Origin of the sequence: Thalassospira marina (assembly GCF_002844375.1) — a bacterium.
Lineage (GTDB): Bacteria > Pseudomonadota > Alphaproteobacteria > Rhodospirillales > Thalassospiraceae > Thalassospira > Thalassospira marina.
The window spans coordinates 695,446-710,426 of record NZ_CP024200.1 but is presented as its reverse complement, the minus strand read 5'-3'; the positions used below and the strand labels follow the sequence as shown (position 1 = coordinate 710,426).

At 54.2% G+C, this 14,981-nt stretch carries 12 protein-coding genes; 1 reads left to right on the top strand and 11 read right to left on the bottom strand.

The window, feature by feature from the left end; genetic code table 11:
• Positions 1–73: 73 nt before the first annotated feature.
• From CSC3H3_RS23380 to glpD, 7 genes are all read right to left on the bottom strand, one after another.
• Positions 74–1,828, bottom strand: coding sequence for an ABC transporter substrate-binding protein (locus CSC3H3_RS23380; protein ID WP_101286738.1), 1,755 nt, complete (start codon positions 1,826–1,828; stop codon positions 74–76).
• 139 nt (positions 1,829–1,967) lie between these two features.
• Positions 1,968–2,240: a DUF2160 domain-containing protein gene (locus tag CSC3H3_RS23375; protein WP_101286737.1), complete on the bottom strand. Its 273-nt coding sequence runs from the start codon at positions 2,238–2,240 to the stop codon at positions 1,968–1,970.
• Positions 2,241–2,264: 24 nt separating this feature from the next.
• Positions 2,265–3,068 (bottom strand): carbohydrate ABC transporter permease, encoded by an 804-nt coding sequence (locus CSC3H3_RS23370; RefSeq protein WP_101286736.1) that lies wholly within the window; start codon positions 3,066–3,068, stop codon positions 2,265–2,267.
• Between the two features lies 1 nt (position 3,069).
• Positions 3,070–3,942 (bottom strand): carbohydrate ABC transporter permease, encoded by an 873-nt coding sequence (locus tag CSC3H3_RS23365; protein WP_101266987.1) that lies wholly within the window; start codon positions 3,940–3,942, stop codon positions 3,070–3,072.
• 14 nt (positions 3,943–3,956) lie between these two features.
• Positions 3,957–5,048 carry an ABC transporter ATP-binding protein gene (locus CSC3H3_RS23360; RefSeq protein ID WP_101286735.1) on the bottom strand — a complete coding sequence of 364 codons (1,092 nt, stop codon included), beginning with the start codon at positions 5,046–5,048 and terminating at the stop codon, positions 3,957–3,959.
• Positions 5,049–5,063: 15 nt separating this feature from the next.
• The gene (locus CSC3H3_RS23355) at positions 5,064–6,164 is read right to left on the bottom strand and encodes an ABC transporter ATP-binding protein (RefSeq protein WP_101286734.1); all 1,101 of its coding nucleotides are present in this window, start codon (positions 6,162–6,164) and stop codon (positions 5,064–5,066) included.
• Positions 6,161–7,702, bottom strand: coding sequence for a glycerol-3-phosphate dehydrogenase (gene glpD / locus CSC3H3_RS23350; protein ID WP_101286733.1), 1,542 nt, complete (start codon positions 7,700–7,702; stop codon positions 6,161–6,163). Before glpD ends, CSC3H3_RS23355 begins: the two co-directional genes overlap by 4 nt.
• A gap of 972 nt (positions 7,703–8,674) precedes the next feature.
• On the opposite strand from glpD, the gene CSC3H3_RS23345 reads away from it, so the two are divergent.
• On the top strand, positions 8,675–10,135 hold the full coding sequence (locus tag CSC3H3_RS23345; protein ID WP_172963487.1) for a TPM domain-containing protein: 1,461 nt from the start codon (positions 8,675–8,677) through the stop codon (positions 10,133–10,135).
• A gap of 249 nt (positions 10,136–10,384) precedes the next feature.
• Here the strand turns inward: CSC3H3_RS23345 and CSC3H3_RS23340 are convergent, their stop codons facing one another.
• The 4 genes from CSC3H3_RS23340 to CSC3H3_RS23325 are packed head-to-tail and all read right to left on the bottom strand — an operon-like array spanning position 10,385 to position 14,923.
• On the bottom strand, positions 10,385–10,693 hold the full coding sequence (locus CSC3H3_RS23340) for an AtuA-related protein (RefSeq protein WP_101286731.1): 309 nt from the start codon (positions 10,691–10,693) through the stop codon (positions 10,385–10,387).
• Between the two features lie 2 nt (positions 10,694–10,695).
• The gene (locus CSC3H3_RS23335; RefSeq protein ID WP_101286730.1) at positions 10,696–12,033 is read right to left on the bottom strand and encodes an acyclic terpene utilization AtuA family protein; all 1,338 of its coding nucleotides are present in this window, start codon (positions 12,031–12,033) and stop codon (positions 10,696–10,698) included.
• A 3-nt stretch (positions 12,034–12,036) separates the two neighbouring features.
• On the bottom strand, positions 12,037–13,896 hold the full coding sequence (locus tag CSC3H3_RS23330) for a TRAP transporter permease (RefSeq protein WP_101286729.1): 1,860 nt from the start codon (positions 13,894–13,896) through the stop codon (positions 12,037–12,039).
• 58 nt (positions 13,897–13,954) lie between these two features.
• Positions 13,955–14,923, bottom strand: a complete 969-nt coding sequence (locus CSC3H3_RS23325; protein WP_101286728.1) for a TAXI family TRAP transporter solute-binding subunit — start codon at positions 14,921–14,923, stop codon at positions 13,955–13,957.
• Positions 14,924–14,981 lie beyond the last annotated feature (58 nt).

Genomic DNA, 14,981 nt, shown 5'->3' with positions numbered 1-14,981 from the left:
TCAATGAATAAAGCGGGGGAAGAAGATGGCGGCAGAACCGCCATCTTCAGGATGTTTTATGAGCTCACGCGACTTATTTCGCGCGGCCTTCACGCCATGCCTGGATCAGATCGTCATATTTGACGGTCTCGCCCTGCGGCTTTTCGTTGGCGACTTTCGGCTTCGGTGCGCCCGGCTGGTCGAACCAGTACTGTGCGTCACGTTCTTCGTTCAGTTTCGGGGCGCAATCGCCACCGATACCTGCACGGCCAAGACGTTCCATCACGCGATCCATCGAGTTGGCCAGGTTGTCCATGGCTTCCTGCGGGGTGCGTTCACCGGTAACGGCTTCGGCAACGTTCTGCCACCAAAGCTGTGCCAGTTTCGGATAATCCGGAACGTTGGTGCCGGTCGGCGACCATGCTTCACGGGCCGGGCTGCGATAGAACTCGACCAGACCGCCCCATTTCGGTGCGATGTCGGTCATGGCCTGGGTATCCAGGTCAGACTGACGGATCGGGGTCAGACCGGTCAGGGTCTTTTTCAGCGACACGGTTTTCGAGGTCACGAACTGGGCATAGAGCCAGGCTGCCTTGCGGCGTTCAAGCGGGGTGGACTTCATCAGCGTCCAGGAACCCACGTCCTGATAACCCAGTTTCATGCCTTCTTCCCAGTACGGGCCATGCGGGGACGGAGCCATACGCCATTTCGGGTTGCCTTCGTCATCCACAACCGGCAGGCCTTTTTTGGTCATATCCGCGGTAAAGGCGGTGTACCAGAAGATCTGCTGGGCGATATTGCCCTGTGCGGGAACCGGGCCAGCTTCACCAAAGGTCATACCGGCGGCTTCTGGCGGTGCATAGGCTTTCAGCCAGTCGATATATTTGGTAAGTGCGTAAACAGCAGCCGGACCGTTGGTTGCGCCACCACGGGTGACACTGGCACCAACCGGTGCGCAGCCATCAACGCGGATGCCCCATTCGTCAACCGGCAGACCGTTCGGCAGGCCCTTGTCGCCTTCGCCAGCCATCGACAGCCATGCGTCGGTAAAACGCCAGCCAAGCGACGGGTCTTTTTTACCATAATCCATATGGCCATAGACTTTTTTACCGTCGATTTCTTTCACGTCATTGGTGAAGAATTCGGCGATATCCTGATAGGCAGACCAGTTAACCGGAACGCCCAGGTCATAGCCGTATTTTGCTTTGAACTGCTTTTGCAGGTCTTCGCGCTGGAACCAGTCATACCGGAACCAGTAAAGGTTCGCGAACTGCTGGTCAGGAAGCTGGTAAACCTTGCCATCCGGACCGGTGGTAAAGGAAAGACCGATAAAGTCCTTCAGATCCAGGGTCGGCGAGGTGACGTCCTTGCCTTCGCCATCCATGAAGTCGCTCAGCGGAACGACAGCATTATAGCGGAAGTGGGTGCCGATCAGGTCGGAGTCATTGATGTAGGCGTCATAAATGTTGCGGCCAGACTGCATCTGGGTCTGCAATTTTTCGATGACGTCGCCTTCGCCGATCAGATCGTGGGTCAGTTTGATGCCCGTGATTTCGGAGAAGGCCTTTGCCAGCGTTTTGGCTTCGTATTCATGCGTGGTCAGGGTTTCCGAAACCACGTTGATTTCCATGCCGCGAAACGGTTCGGCTGCTTTGACCAGCCATTCCATTTCTTTCATCTGGTCTTCTTTGCTCAGGCTCGACGGCTGAAATTCGCTGTCGACCCATTTCTTTGCCGCGTCGGTATACTGGTCGGCCATTGCCGGATTGGCAAGAACTGCCAGTCCGAGTGCAACCGCAACAGCACTGCCCCTGATGACGGCAGAGGAGCCTTTGGCTTTAACGATCATATCGTTCCTCCCTGTTGGTCTTCCGTTAAATTGCCAGTTCAAAATCCGGCACACCGTAACGGGGGAAGACCGGTGCCCGTTGCGGCGAAACACAAAAGCCGGCAGGGACGTGGTAGGACACATCCCTGCCGGAAACCTGTTAGCCCCAGCGCATCACCAGCACCAGCCAGACGACTGAAATGCCCGATGCGATGAAAAGGGTGGCATCGCTAAGTGCCAGCCAGCCAAGGTGAATATAGGCAGCCCCCAGAAGGCTGATGAAAAGGCGATCACCCCGCGTTGTAACGAGCGGCAGAAACCCGCGCCGGGGAATGGTGGGCGATACCGCCTGCCATACGCCCATCGCCACAAGCATCAGCGCGATGCAGCCAAAAAAGATTGCCGTAACCGGTGTCCAGGCCATCCATGACATTGTTCGTAATCCTTTCTCTTCCGGTTAAACGCGGCCCATCGCAAAGCCTTTGGCGATGTAATTGCGGACAAACCAGATAACGAGAGCACCCGGTACGATGGTCAGAACCCCGGCAGCCGCCAAGACACCCCAGTCCAGGCCCGATGCCGAAACCGTACGGGTCATGGTGGCCACGATCGGTTTTGCATCAACCGAGGTCAGGGTACGGGCCAGCAGCAGTTCCACCCAGCTGAACATGAAGCAGAAGAATGCCGTCACCCCGATGCCCGAACGGATCAGCGGAATGAAGACGGTGGCAAAGAAACGCGGGAAGGAATAACCGTCAATATAGGCGGTTTCGTCGATTTCCTTGGGAATACCCGACATGAAACCTTCGAGGATCCAGACAGCCAGCGGCACGTTAAACAGGCAGTGCGCCAGTGCGACCGCAATGTGTGTATCAAACAACCCGACCGATGAATAAAGCTGGAAAAACGGCAGCAGAAACACGGCTGGCGGTGCCATACGGTTGGTCAGCAGCCAGAAAAACAGGTGCTTGTCACCCGTAAAGCTGTAGCGCGAAAACGCATAGGCCGCAGGCAGGGCAACAACCAGTGAAATGACCACGTTGATCGAAACATAGATCATCGAGTTGATATAGCCCGAATACCATGCAGGATCGGTCAGGATCGTGGCGTAGTTTGCCAGGGTCGGATTATCGGGGAACAGGGTCATTGATCCCAGAATTTCGGTATTGGTCTTGATCGACATGTTGAACAGCCAGTAGATCGGCAGCAACAGGAACAGGATATAGACCAAAAGGGCAATGTGACGTTTCTGGAACTTCATTTTATTGTTCTCCCCGCTGTCCGGCGTTCATGACGACGGTATAGAAAACCCAGCAAACCAGAAGAATGATCAGGAAGTAGATCAGCGAGAATGCAGCCGCCGGTCCAAGGTCAAACTGGCCCACAGCCATGCGCGTCAGATACTGGCTGAGGAAGGTGGTGGCATTGCCTGGCCCGCCGCCCGTAAGAACGAAGGGTTCGGTATAGATCATGAAACTGTCCATGAAGCGCAGCAGCACGCCAATCACCAGAACCGACTGCATTTTGGGCAGCTGGATAAAGCGGAAAATTGCCCAGCGTGATGCGCCATCAATTTTGGCAGCCTGATAATAGGCATCAGGGATTGACCGCAAACCGGCATAGCACAGCAGGACAATCAGGCTGGTCCAGTGCCAAACATCCATGACCAGAACCGTCAGCCAGGCTGAAATCGAGCTTTGGGTATAGTTATAGTCAATGCCCATGGCGTTGAGAACGTAACCACCCAGGCCGATATCGGCGCGGCCGAAAATCTGCCAGATGGTGCCAACCACGTTCCAGGGAATAAGCAGCGGCAGGGCCAGCAGGACCATGCAGGCCGACACACCCCAGCCTTTGCGCGGCAGGGTCAGCGCGATGCCAATACCCAGCGGAATTTCGATGAAAAGAACGCTAAGGGTATAGCCGATCTGGCGCAAAAGGGCTTCGTGCAGGCGGGTGTCTTCGAGCACCTGCTGGAACCATTCGGTGCCGACAAAAAAGCGTGTTTGCGGGTCGAAAATATCCTGAACGGAATAGTTCACGACCGTCATAAGCGGAATAATGGCACTGATGGCGACGATGCAGAAAACCGGCAGCACCAGGAACCAGGCCTTGTTATTGGTAATCTTGTTCATTTCCCTGCCTCCCCTTACGCAACCAGCTGGCTGTCGGCATAGATTTTGGTCCATTCCTGCGGGAATTGCAGGAAGCCACTTTGTCCGACAATCTGCTGGTCTTCGCCGACTTTGACTTTCAGTTCGGCATTGCCAAAGCGGGTGGTGGCGATTTTGAACTGGCCCAGGTCTTCGACCTTGACGATATTGACCGGAATGCTGCCTTCGGCGGGTGTGCCTTCGGTTTCAAGGCGGACAAATTCGGGGCGAATGCCCAGTTCGGTTTTGCCCGATGCCTTGCCAAGTGCGCCCAGCTGGGTATCGGTCAGGGCGATGCGCTGCCCATCGATCCAGGCGGCACCGCCATCGATATTGCAGGGCATAATGTTCATGCCCGGGCTGCCGATGAAATAACCGACAAAGGTATGGGCCGGGTTTTCAAACAGTTCCTGCGGGGTGCCAAGCTGCACAACCTTGCCGCCATACATGACCACAACCTTGTCGGCAAAGGTTAGGGCCTCGATCTGATCATGGGTGACATACACCATGGTCGGACGCAGCTTGTTGTGAATTTCCTTAAGCTTGCGGCGCAAAACCCATTTCAGATGCGGGTCGATCACGGTAAGTGGTTCGTCAAACAGAATGGCCGAAACATCATCACGCACCAGGCCACGGCCCAGCGAAATGGTCTGTTTTTCATCGGCACCCAGGCCACGTGCCTTTTGTTTCAGCTTGCCGCTTAAATCCAGCATCTCGGCAATTTCATGGACACGGGCCTGAACACGTTTTTCATCCACACCGCGATTGCGCAGCGGAAAAGCCAGGTTTTCAAACACGGTCATGGTGTCGTAAATCACCGGGAACTGGAACACCTGCGCAATATTGCGCTGTTCCGGTGCCAGGTTGGTGACATCCTTGCCATCAAACAGAACCTTGCCGTGTGACGGTGTTAGCAGGCCGGAAATAATGTTAAGAAGGGTTGTCTTGCCGCAGCCCGACGGCCCCAAAAGGGCATAGGCGCCACCATCTTCCCACACATGTTCCATGCGCCGCAGGGCGTAATCCTCGTCGCCTTTCGGGTCCGGGTAATAGGAATGGGCAAGGTTATTAAGATCAATACGTGCCATTTTAAGTCTCCGGGCTCAGGCGGCCTTGCCGTTTGCAATTTCAACAGGGGGCGCGGCCACAAGCCGGTTATCGGCAGCAAAAACAAACAGGCGTGCCGGATCGAGATAGAAGGTCGAAATTTCACCCAGTTCGGGGTTGTGCACGCCTTCTTCCTGGATAACCCAGGAAACATCGCCAAAATGCACATGGACAAAGGTTTCCGAACCGGTGATTTCGGCCAGTTCGACATGGCCCTGCATGGCAATGGCGGCCGGGCCGGGATTAACCACCGAAAGGTGGTTTGCCCGCACACCGATGGTGTAACTGCCATCTTTCAACCCGCCCAGATGGCCCGAAAGCGCAACCTTGTGGCCACTGGCAAGTTCCAGGGTGCCATTGCTGACCCGTGCCGAAATAAGGTTGATCGGCGGGTCCGAGAAAATAAGGCCGGTTTCAACCGTTGCCGGGTTATGGAAGACACTTGTGGTCGGCCCGAACTGGGTGACACGGCCTTCATGCATAACTGCACATTTACCGCCAAGAAGCAGGGCTTCCATTGGTTCGGTGGTGGCGTAAACAACGATGGTGTCACGCTCGGCCAGAAGGTTGGGGATTTCCTCGCGCAATTCTTCGCGCAGTTTGTAGTCAAGGTTTACCAGTGGTTCGTCAAGCAGCAGCAATGTGCAATCCTTGACCATGGCGCGCGCCATCGCGGTGCGCTGCTGCTGACCACCGGAAAGTTCCTGCGGCAGACGGTCAAGCAGATGTTCGATGTGCATCAGTTCGGCGGTTGAACGCACGCGGCGGTCAATTTCGGCCTTGTCCGTGCCCTGCAGCTTGAGCGGGGAGGCGATATTGTCATAGACATTCATCGAGGGATAATTGATGAATTGCTGATAGACCATTGCGACATTGCGGCTTTGAACCTTTTGCCCGGTTACATCCGATCCATTGACCAGAATGCGGCCGCTGCTTGGCGGCTCCAGACCGGCCATAATGCGCATCAGGGTGGTTTTGCCAGCAAGTGTCCTGCCCAGCAGGACATTGAACGAACCTGGCTCCAGCGTCATCGACACATCGTCGATATGGGTGACGCCTCCCACGGTTTTGGTAATATTTTCAAGCGTCAGGGTCATTTGTCGTCGTTTCCTTCGCCCGACGGGGCGGTTAGGATGGAATGATCGGTTTTGGCAAACCAGTTGGCGATGGCAGTTGCTGTGTCCTTTGATACATGCAGCCCGAGTTTTGAACGCCGCCACAGAACATCGTCTGCGCTGCGTGCCCATTCCTGCTCCATCAGGTAGCGCAATTCGTTTTCATAAACATCGTCACCCAGATGCAGCCCCAGACCGGAAATATCAGTTGCCCCAGCAATGATTCGGTCGGCCAGTGTGCCGTAATTTCGCACGTAACGGTAGAGTTGGGCGTGCGGAAGCCAGGAAAATCGTTGCTGCATTGCAGCAAGATAGCCGTCAAAATCGGCATTGGGCATATCACCACCGGGCAGCGGGGCTTGGCTGGTCCAGGCAGGATTTTCATTGCCCAGAAAAGGTGAGAGCTTGGCCAGGGCGGCTTCGGCGAGCTTGCGGTAAGTTGTTATTTTCCCGCCATAAATATTAAGAAGCGGTGCTTCGTCTTTTTGCTGGTCAATCTCAAGAACGTAATCGCGCGTTACGGCAGAAGCATTTTCCTCGCCATTGCCATAAAGCGGACGAACGCCGGAATAGGACCAGACAACATCCTTCGGGGCGATTTTGTGGGCGAAATATGTGTTCGCCAGTTCGCACAGATAGGAAATTTCACCATCGCTGATGGCAACTTTGGCAGGATCGCCTTTGTAATCGCGATCCGTTGTGCCGATCAGGGTGAAATCCTGTTCATAGGGGATGGCAAAAACAATGCGGCCATCGGGGTTCTGAAAGATATAGCAGTGATCATGGGCAAACAGCTTGGGAACCACAATGTGGCTGCCCTGAACCAGGCGGATGCCCTGTTTCTTATGTGCTGTAACGCGGTTTTCCAGCAGTTCGGCGCACCAGGGGCCGGCCGCATTGACCAGCGATTTCGCCTTGATCTGATGTTCGGTGCCATCCTTGCGTACGGTGACAATCCATTCTTTGCCATCGCGCCGGGCTGACAGGCATTCGGTGCCAACATGGATTTCCGCGCCGCGATTGCGGGCATCCATGGCGTTTAAAACAACCAGTCGCGCATCCTGTACCCAGCAATCGGAATAGACAAAGGCTTTGTCCATGCCCGGCACCAGCGGTGCGCCGGCCTTGTGGCTGGAAAGACGGATACCTTCGGAACCGGGCAGTTTTTTACGGCCACCAAGATGGTCATAAAGAAACAGGCCAAGGCGGATCATCCAGGTCGGGCGCAGGCCTTTGACATGGGGCAGCACAAAGCGCAACGGCCAGATGATGTGCGGCGCTGCATTCAGCAGGACTTCGCGCTCGATCAGGGCTTCGCGCACAAGGCGGAACTCGTAATATTCAAGGTAACGCAAACCACCATGAATAAGCTTGGTGCTGGCAGAAGACGTGGCGGAGGCAAGGTCGTTCTTTTCACACAAAAAGACCTTAAGTCCACGTCCGGCAGCATCGCGCGCAATGCCTGCGCCATTAATGCCGCCGCCAATGATGGCAACGTCGTATGTATCTGAAGTGAGCAACCGAATTCCTCCCTGATTGCCCGATTATTGACGGCTGGTGATAGCTGTCGTTCCTTATTTTCAAAAACGTTACAAACTTGATAAATTAAACGCAAGCGAAAATATTTCATTCGCGAAATTTTCGGCTTTGTGTGGCGCTTGCTTTCTCTCAATGCATTGTTCTGGCATTGTTTTTCCAATAGGAATTTTCCTGGTTTTTATCGCCTGATAGGCGTGGAATAGGGTGTTATCGGCCAGATTTTCACTGGAATCGTTGGAAAGTGAAAATTACAAATGTCGCCAGTATTTCATTTTTGCGCGCAGCTTTGTGTGTCGTGTTTTGCCCGACTGTTGAGCTGCCCCAAGTGCCTCGTTTTTGCTGGGCGATAACGGGATGTTTCCGAAAATATTACATGATTTCAAGTTGTTGTGGTGTACCGTGGGCGCAGATTATGCCTTGTTTCGGTCATGTAAACTCTATCCCGATCTTCCTAGTGAAGGCTGACCCGTTTGACCCTGACTGTTCCGCAAAACACGTCACCAACCCGCAATACGGTTTGGATAGCCCGATATTGGGACGTTGTGAGAGGCCGCATAGAAGCGGTTTGAGGGGCGGGTAATGACGGTTAACTTGATCGGAGCCGTCGGAATTTAAGGACCGGTTTCGGATTTCGGATGCGAAAATGTGTAAAAATTTTCAGAAACGAAATTTTATGCGGGTTTTCCCGGATGATCGCAAAATTTCTGCAGGGTTTGATCAATTCAACCCAATTGCGCAGTTCGCAACCACATGATGCTGTTGCTTTTGGTTGAATATTTTGGGTTGTATTTTAAGGTAATGTGCAGCGCGCCTTGGCCGCGCAATCATCAATCGGCCAGGTTGCGCGTAAGATTTGTGTGCTGCTGTATCGAATAATAGGGGGAATGCTTTTGCAGCAAATTTTCGTGTCTGGCAGCCGGAAATCAATTGTGATGGCACGGCGGACCAGCGCAATGCGTGGATGCGCAAATGTCCCCCGATATGCAGCCTTTATGCTTTTGGCATTGGCATTCCTGCTGCCTGTATTTGATCGCGCACAGGCAGCGTCTTATGAGCGTAAGGCACGATATGTCAGTGATGCTGCATCGCTTCTGACAAAGCAGGAAGCAGATGCATTGGCAGAAAAACTGCAGGCATTTGAAGATAAAGAACTGATCGAAATTTCGGTACTGACTGTTGAAAAGTTTCCGCAGACCGAGGACGGTATTTATACCCTGCTGGAGGATACCTATCGGGACTGGAATATGGGGAACACGGAAACGGAATCCAGTTCGTATCGCCGTCGGTTACAGGCATTTATTACCGAGCAGAACCTCGCAAAACAGGCGCAAAAATTATCACTGGAAGAATTGGTTCAAAAATATGCCAGCCTTGTGCCCCATGAACGCACCAAAGGCCGCGCGGTTCTGGTGATTTTTTCTAAAGAAGACAGGGCAGTGCGGGTTTTAAACGGTAACGGTTTTGGCCTGGCCAAGGGGGAATGGCGGAAATTGTATATCTACCATTTTAACCCGATTTTGGCGCATGGGGATATGCCTGCGGCAATCGATTTGGTTGTTGATATGGTGATGCGCCGTTCTGTCAATATGTCGGAAACTGCAGAGGATTTCTCAATTGACAGCCCCGGTTTTCGCAAGCCGCTTGATCGCTTTCCGTTAGAGCGGTTCGATCGCTACGTTAATGATTTTGCCGGGTTATTGTCACCTGCTGCAGTGGCTGGCATCACCAGCAAACTTAGGGCCTATGAACAGGAAAACGGCACTGAAATATCGGTGTTAACTGTGCATTCCTATAAAGATGTGTCGTCGCAGGAGAGCTGGGAGGGTTTTGCGACCGAAATTTTCCACCGTTTTGAGATCGGCGGAAAAAACACGGCCAGTTCCGTGAATAAAGGTGTGCTGTTTGTTGTTTCGGATGGTGACCGTAAAGTTCGCATTGAGCTGGGTGCGGGGTACACGGCCTTATATGACACCATCATGAAACAGGTGATTGATAGCATTGTGCCAGCCCTGCATGACGGAAATTACGAAACTGGAATCAGCGATGGTGTTGCACAAATCATCGCCAAAACGCGGGCCGATGTCAGTTATGTGGAATGGCATAAATGGCCGATTTTCATCGGCGTCGTTGTTTTTCTGTCAATTGCGGCGGCGATCAGAAACCGCATGCAGGACTATGTCGCGATTCATTGGCTGATTGTCGGGTCCATCGGCGCGGCCATTATTTTTATTTGCCAGACCATCTTTAACATCCTGTATTCGTTGCAAACACGTAATCGCCAATACGATCATACGGACTTAAATGCGGCCTATCAGCGTCTTCACCGTCGCGACCACCATCATCAACATGGTGGTGGTGATTTTGGCGGAGGAGGTGGTGGCGACAGTGGCGGCGGGGCTTCTGGCAGTTTTTAAAGCCCTTTATTTTTAATCAGGTTCATTTTGTTTCATTTCGGCGTGTCTTCTGGCAAGGCACATCGCGCAGCGCGATGCGGTGTATCGGGCAAGTGATGTAACGCAGCCAGAAGCCGCCGAAATGAAACCCTTCGGGCCGCTGTCATTTGTCGCCCTGCCACGTCGAAATCCTTGGCCGTAAAACCATTATTCTCCTTGCCGGGCAACAAATGACAACGGCAAAATAAGCCTGATTAAGAATAAAGGGCTTTAACGCCCTGGAATTTCAATATCGAGCATCGCCGATGCCAGGCATTTGCCATGTGCATCAAGCGCCAGCGATCTGGTAACGCCACCGCCCAGCGCGTTGTGCAAAACGAAGTTTAACGCGCCGAGTTGCGGTAATTCATATCGCTCCACCGCACCATTGGCGATGCCTTGCAGGCAGTGTTTGATATGGTCCGGCGTCAGGATGTCGGCCAGCAGGGGGAAGTCTGTGCTGTCGTAAGCGATGACCGAGATATTGGAAATATTGCCCTTATCGCCGGTGCGGCAATGGGCGATCTGGTGAAGCCGCATGTTCATGCCTTCAGGAATGTGATGGTGGGGGTGACGCGGGATTGATCAATCAGGCCCGAGACAATGCCAACAATTTGCCGCGCGGATTGGGTTACACCGCCCCCTGCCGCCGGACCGTTGAGGTAAAGGCTTTCGACCTCCTCACCAATGCGTTTTGCATCCGCCATTGTTGCGGTGCGGCCAACAAAACGGGCGCGGATTTCGGGGATTTGCGAGGTATCGCCATCATATCGGCCCAGAATGGCATCAAGGCCGATCAGATCGCCACGGGTTTCAAGGCAGTTTACACCCGTCATTTTCAGGCGTTGATCAACGATATCCAGCGCCAGGCGGCCACGTGCCACGCAATTGGCACCGGCATATGAAATTTGCCCTTCGCCGACAAATGAATCGACATAACCCACCGAAACCTTCAGCGTTCCGGTGCGCGCATGGCCATTTCCGCCAGAGATATTAACCCTGTCCGGGCCATCCTGAACCATGGTGACGTTGGAAAAATCGGCAATCACGTCGGGTTGCAGATAGGCCGCCGGGTTATGTACCTCGTAAAGCAACTGTTCGCTGCAGGTCGCAACCGAGACAACACCGCCCGTCCCGGCGACTTTGGTAATGGTGGCATTGCCATTTTCCTGAACCTCGGCCAGCGGGAAGCCAAGATTGGCGATATCAGGCACATCCTTGATGCCGGGATCGGCGTAATAACCACCGCTGATTTGCCCGCCGCATTCCAGCAAATGGCCTACCAGCGTCCCCCGGCCCAGCTTTTGCCAGTCATCCATTGCCCAGCCAAATTCATGAATAAGCGGGGCAAGAAACATGGCCGGGTCCGCAACGCGCCCGGTCAGGACGATATCGGCGCCATCGGCCAGTGCACGTACAATTGGCCCGGCACCAAGATAGGCATTGGCGGAAATCACCGGCTTGGCAAGGTCGGCCAGGGTTTGGCCAGTTTCCATTAACGCAAACTTATCGTGCACGATTTGATCGTGCACATCATCGCCGCACACAATGGCAATGCGCAAACCCTGCAGGCCCAGTTCGCGGGCAATTTCAAGGGTGCGCTGGCCTGCTATTTCCGGGTTGGCCGCACCCATATTCGAAATGATGCGGGTTTTGTTTTGATAACAAACGGGCAGAACTGCACGCATCCGCCGTTCCAGTAATGGGTCAAAACCAGCCTGGGGATTTTGCATTTTCGCCTGCTGGGCCAAGGCAATGGTGCGTTCCGCCAGGCATTCAAAAACCAGATAATCAAGGTTGCCATGCCGGGCGAGCTCTACTGCGGGTTCAATACGGTCGCCTGCAAAGCCCGCGCCGGTACCGATACGAAGGGTTTTCATCAATCAGGCCTCCTGTACCGGTTTTTGGCTGCGTGCCCAATAATGGCACCCTGCCAGCAGCAGCACGGCGATGACGGGGGCCAGGATGAAAGACCAGATCGCAAGCAGGATGCAGGCGATGAAAATGGCGCGGTCCAGCCAGACAGAGCCAAAAAGCCGCTGTCCCCCCAGAAGGGCTGGAATGGCAAATACCAGAACCAGACCGGACAGGCAGGCATTGATGATTTCAATGGCACCACCACGCCCCGTCATGCCGGGATAAAGCAGCAACATGAAGGGCACGACATAGGTGACAGCGCCAAGGCGCACGGCCTCGACCGCGGCAGGCAACCAGTTGGTATTGGCAATGCCCGCGCCGACAAAAACAGCCACACAAACCGGCGGGGTGATGACGGAAATGGTGGCAAAATAAAAGACGAAAAGATGCGCCGTTAACGGGTCAACGCCGACATTGGTCATGGCCGGTGCCAATACGGCAGCGACCAGCACATAAGCCGCTGTTGTCGGCAGGCCCATGCCCATGATGAGGCAGACTGCTGCGACAATCAGCGCAACAAGAATGATGGAATTGCCAGCGACCGCCACGATCAGCGAGCTTAACGTTACGCCAATGCCCGTCATATTGATCATGGAGACCAGAATTTGCGCCCCGGCCAGCAAAACACCGATAATCACCATGCCTTTGCCCGCATCGGCGATGCCTTCGATCACACGTTTTGCCATTTCGGCCGGGGTAAGCTTGCCAAGGGATGTGAATACAAACGCCAGCAGCAGGCCGACAATGCCATAAAAGGCGGATGTCGCAACCGAACGGCCCATGAAAATACCAATGCCAAGCCCGCCCAGCGCAGCAATGATTGGCAGAACCCGCCGCCATTGCAAAATGCGCGACCAGGCCGGTAATTCGCTATCGGGAACCAGGCTAAGCCCGCGGCGGACCGAAATGATATGCACGGTGACAAAAACCGACAGATAAAACAGCAATGCCGGAATAATTGCCGCGACCATGATATCGACATAGGAAACACCGAGGATTTCGGCCATCACAAAGGCCGCAGCCCCCATGATGGGCGGCGCAATTTGGCCCCCGGTGGAGGCGACAGCTTCGACCGCAGCAGCAAAGGGGGCGGGGTAGCCCAAGCGTTTCATCATCGGGATGGTGAAATTGCCTGTTGTGGCAACATTGGCAACGGCAGAGCCGGAAATCATGCCAAACAAACCACTGGCGATGGTGGCGATTTTGGCCGCACCACCGGGCTGGCGGCCACCAATGCGCATGGCAAGGTCCATAAAACTTTGCCCGCCGCCGGTATGAAGCAACAGCGCACCAAACAGCACAAAGGCGGCAATCACAGTGGCGGCAACGCCGGTTAACATGCCCCAAATGCCAAGGTCACCCAAAAACAGGGTTTCGGTGACAAAGGCACCATCAAAGCCACGATGCCCCAAAATACCGGGCAGGTTTTGCCCAAACAGGGCATAGGCCAAGCCGATAACCACAAGCATCGGAAATATAATGCCTACAGCCCGACGGCCCACTTCAAGGATCGCAATTACCAGGCAGGTGGTCAGGGCCATGTCATGCGGGGTGGCCCACGGCAGGGTGGTCATGATGTTATCGTAATTGATAACAATATAGCTGCAGGCGGCAATGCTAAGGGCGGCCAGTGCCAGATCAATGATCAGGCCGGCAAGCCGCCATTTGGTATCTTTGCCCAGCGGATAAACCGCAAGACCAAGGCAGATCACCAAAGCGAGGAAAATCGCACGCTGAATAAGACTTTCAAACGGGCCGGATGCGGCCGTATAGAAGACAAATGCCCCCACAAGGATGGCAAGCCCGTTTTGCACACGCATCAGCATGGCGAATTTCCTCCCGAATGCTCTGGTTTTTTATTATTGCTTTGCTGGTGCCAGCTTATCAGCTTTTGGCAGGGTCAAGGCGGGCAGGGATGTCATAGCCATGCTCGCGGAACCATTTTGCCGCACCGGGATGGAGCGGAATGGTCCCATATTGCAGGGTCAGCTTCGCAAGATCCGCACCCTTTACGCTGGCCATTGCTTCGCCCTGAACGGTTTTGTCGCTCATGATGGCATCAACGATTTTATAGGCGGTGTCTTCCGAAAGCTTCATACCTGCGGCAACACCGACGCCAAAGCTCCAGGTGGAATAGGCTGGTACGCCATCGGCGGCACCGGCTGGGATATCCACCAGTGAAATATCGGGCATTTTTTCGGCCAGCGTTTTTTTCTGATCATCAGTCAGGCTAAGAACGCGGATCGGTGTGAAGGTGGCGATATCGACGGTGGAACTATCAAGCCGTTCGCCAGCACCCGATTTTACATAACCTGCCAATCGGTTATCCTTGATCATGTCAACGACATCGGTGGTCGAGCCGCGCACATAATCGGCCGACAGGCCAAGGGTTTTAAAGACCGCCTCGGTCGTGCTTTCGGTGGCCGATCCCTTGATACCGGGATTAAAGCGGACATTGGCCAGATCGGCGAGTGATTTGACGCCGGCATCTTCGCGCACGATCACGTTTTGCGGTGCGCCGGTATAAACCCACAACAGCCCGATATCGAGCGGATGACCTTCAAATTTGTTGGTACCGGCCTTGGCGTGCTGGGCGACATTGGTGGTGACAAGGCCAAGGTCAATCTGGTTGCGTTCGATGCGGCGCAAATTATCCATCGTGGCACCGGTTTCCACAACCGATGCTTCCAGCCCGTCGGCTTTTTCGTTGATCAGCTTGGATACGGCAACGAAATAACCGTAATGGCTTGAAGATGCGGATGTCGAGCCAACCAGCAATTTTTGCTGGGCCATGGCAGGCAGTGACAGGCCAATAGCAAGTGCGCCCGCAAGCGCGAGTGTTTTGAATTTCATTGGTTTTTCCTCCCGAATGCCCGTCATGCGGGCTTTTATGGATGTTGCGACAGGTTAT

Coding starts and splice junctions, on each gene's coding strand:
- CSC3H3_RS23375 (WP_101286737.1), bottom strand. CDS start 2,240: ATGTCATGGATGGCCTGGACACCGGTTACGGCAATCTTTTTTGGCTGC.
- CSC3H3_RS23330 (WP_101286729.1), bottom strand. CDS start 13,896: ATGCTGATGCGTGTGCAAAACGGGCTTGCCATCCTTGTGGGGGCATTT.
- CSC3H3_RS23380 (WP_101286738.1), bottom strand. CDS start 1,828: ATGATCGTTAAAGCCAAAGGCTCCTCTGCCGTCATCAGGGGCAGTGCT.
- CSC3H3_RS23360 (WP_101286735.1), bottom strand. CDS start 5,048: ATGGCACGTATTGATCTTAATAACCTTGCCCATTCCTATTACCCGGAC.
- CSC3H3_RS23345 (WP_172963487.1), top strand. CDS start 8,675: ATGCGTGGATGCGCAAATGTCCCCCGATATGCAGCCTTTATGCTTTTG.
- CSC3H3_RS23365 (WP_101266987.1), bottom strand. CDS start 3,942: ATGAACAAGATTACCAATAACAAGGCCTGGTTCCTGGTGCTGCCGGTT.
- CSC3H3_RS23340 (WP_101286731.1), bottom strand. CDS start 10,693: ATGCGGCTTCACCAGATCGCCCATTGCCGCACCGGCGATAAGGGCAAT.
- CSC3H3_RS23325 (WP_101286728.1), bottom strand. CDS start 14,923: ATGAAATTCAAAACACTCGCGCTTGCGGGCGCACTTGCTATTGGCCTG.
- CSC3H3_RS23370 (WP_101286736.1), bottom strand. CDS start 3,068: ATGAAGTTCCAGAAACGTCACATTGCCCTTTTGGTCTATATCCTGTTC.
- CSC3H3_RS23335 (WP_101286730.1), bottom strand. CDS start 12,033: ATGAAAACCCTTCGTATCGGTACCGGCGCGGGCTTTGCAGGCGACCGT.
- CSC3H3_RS23355 (WP_101286734.1), bottom strand. CDS start 6,164: ATGACCCTGACGCTTGAAAATATTACCAAAACCGTGGGAGGCGTCACC.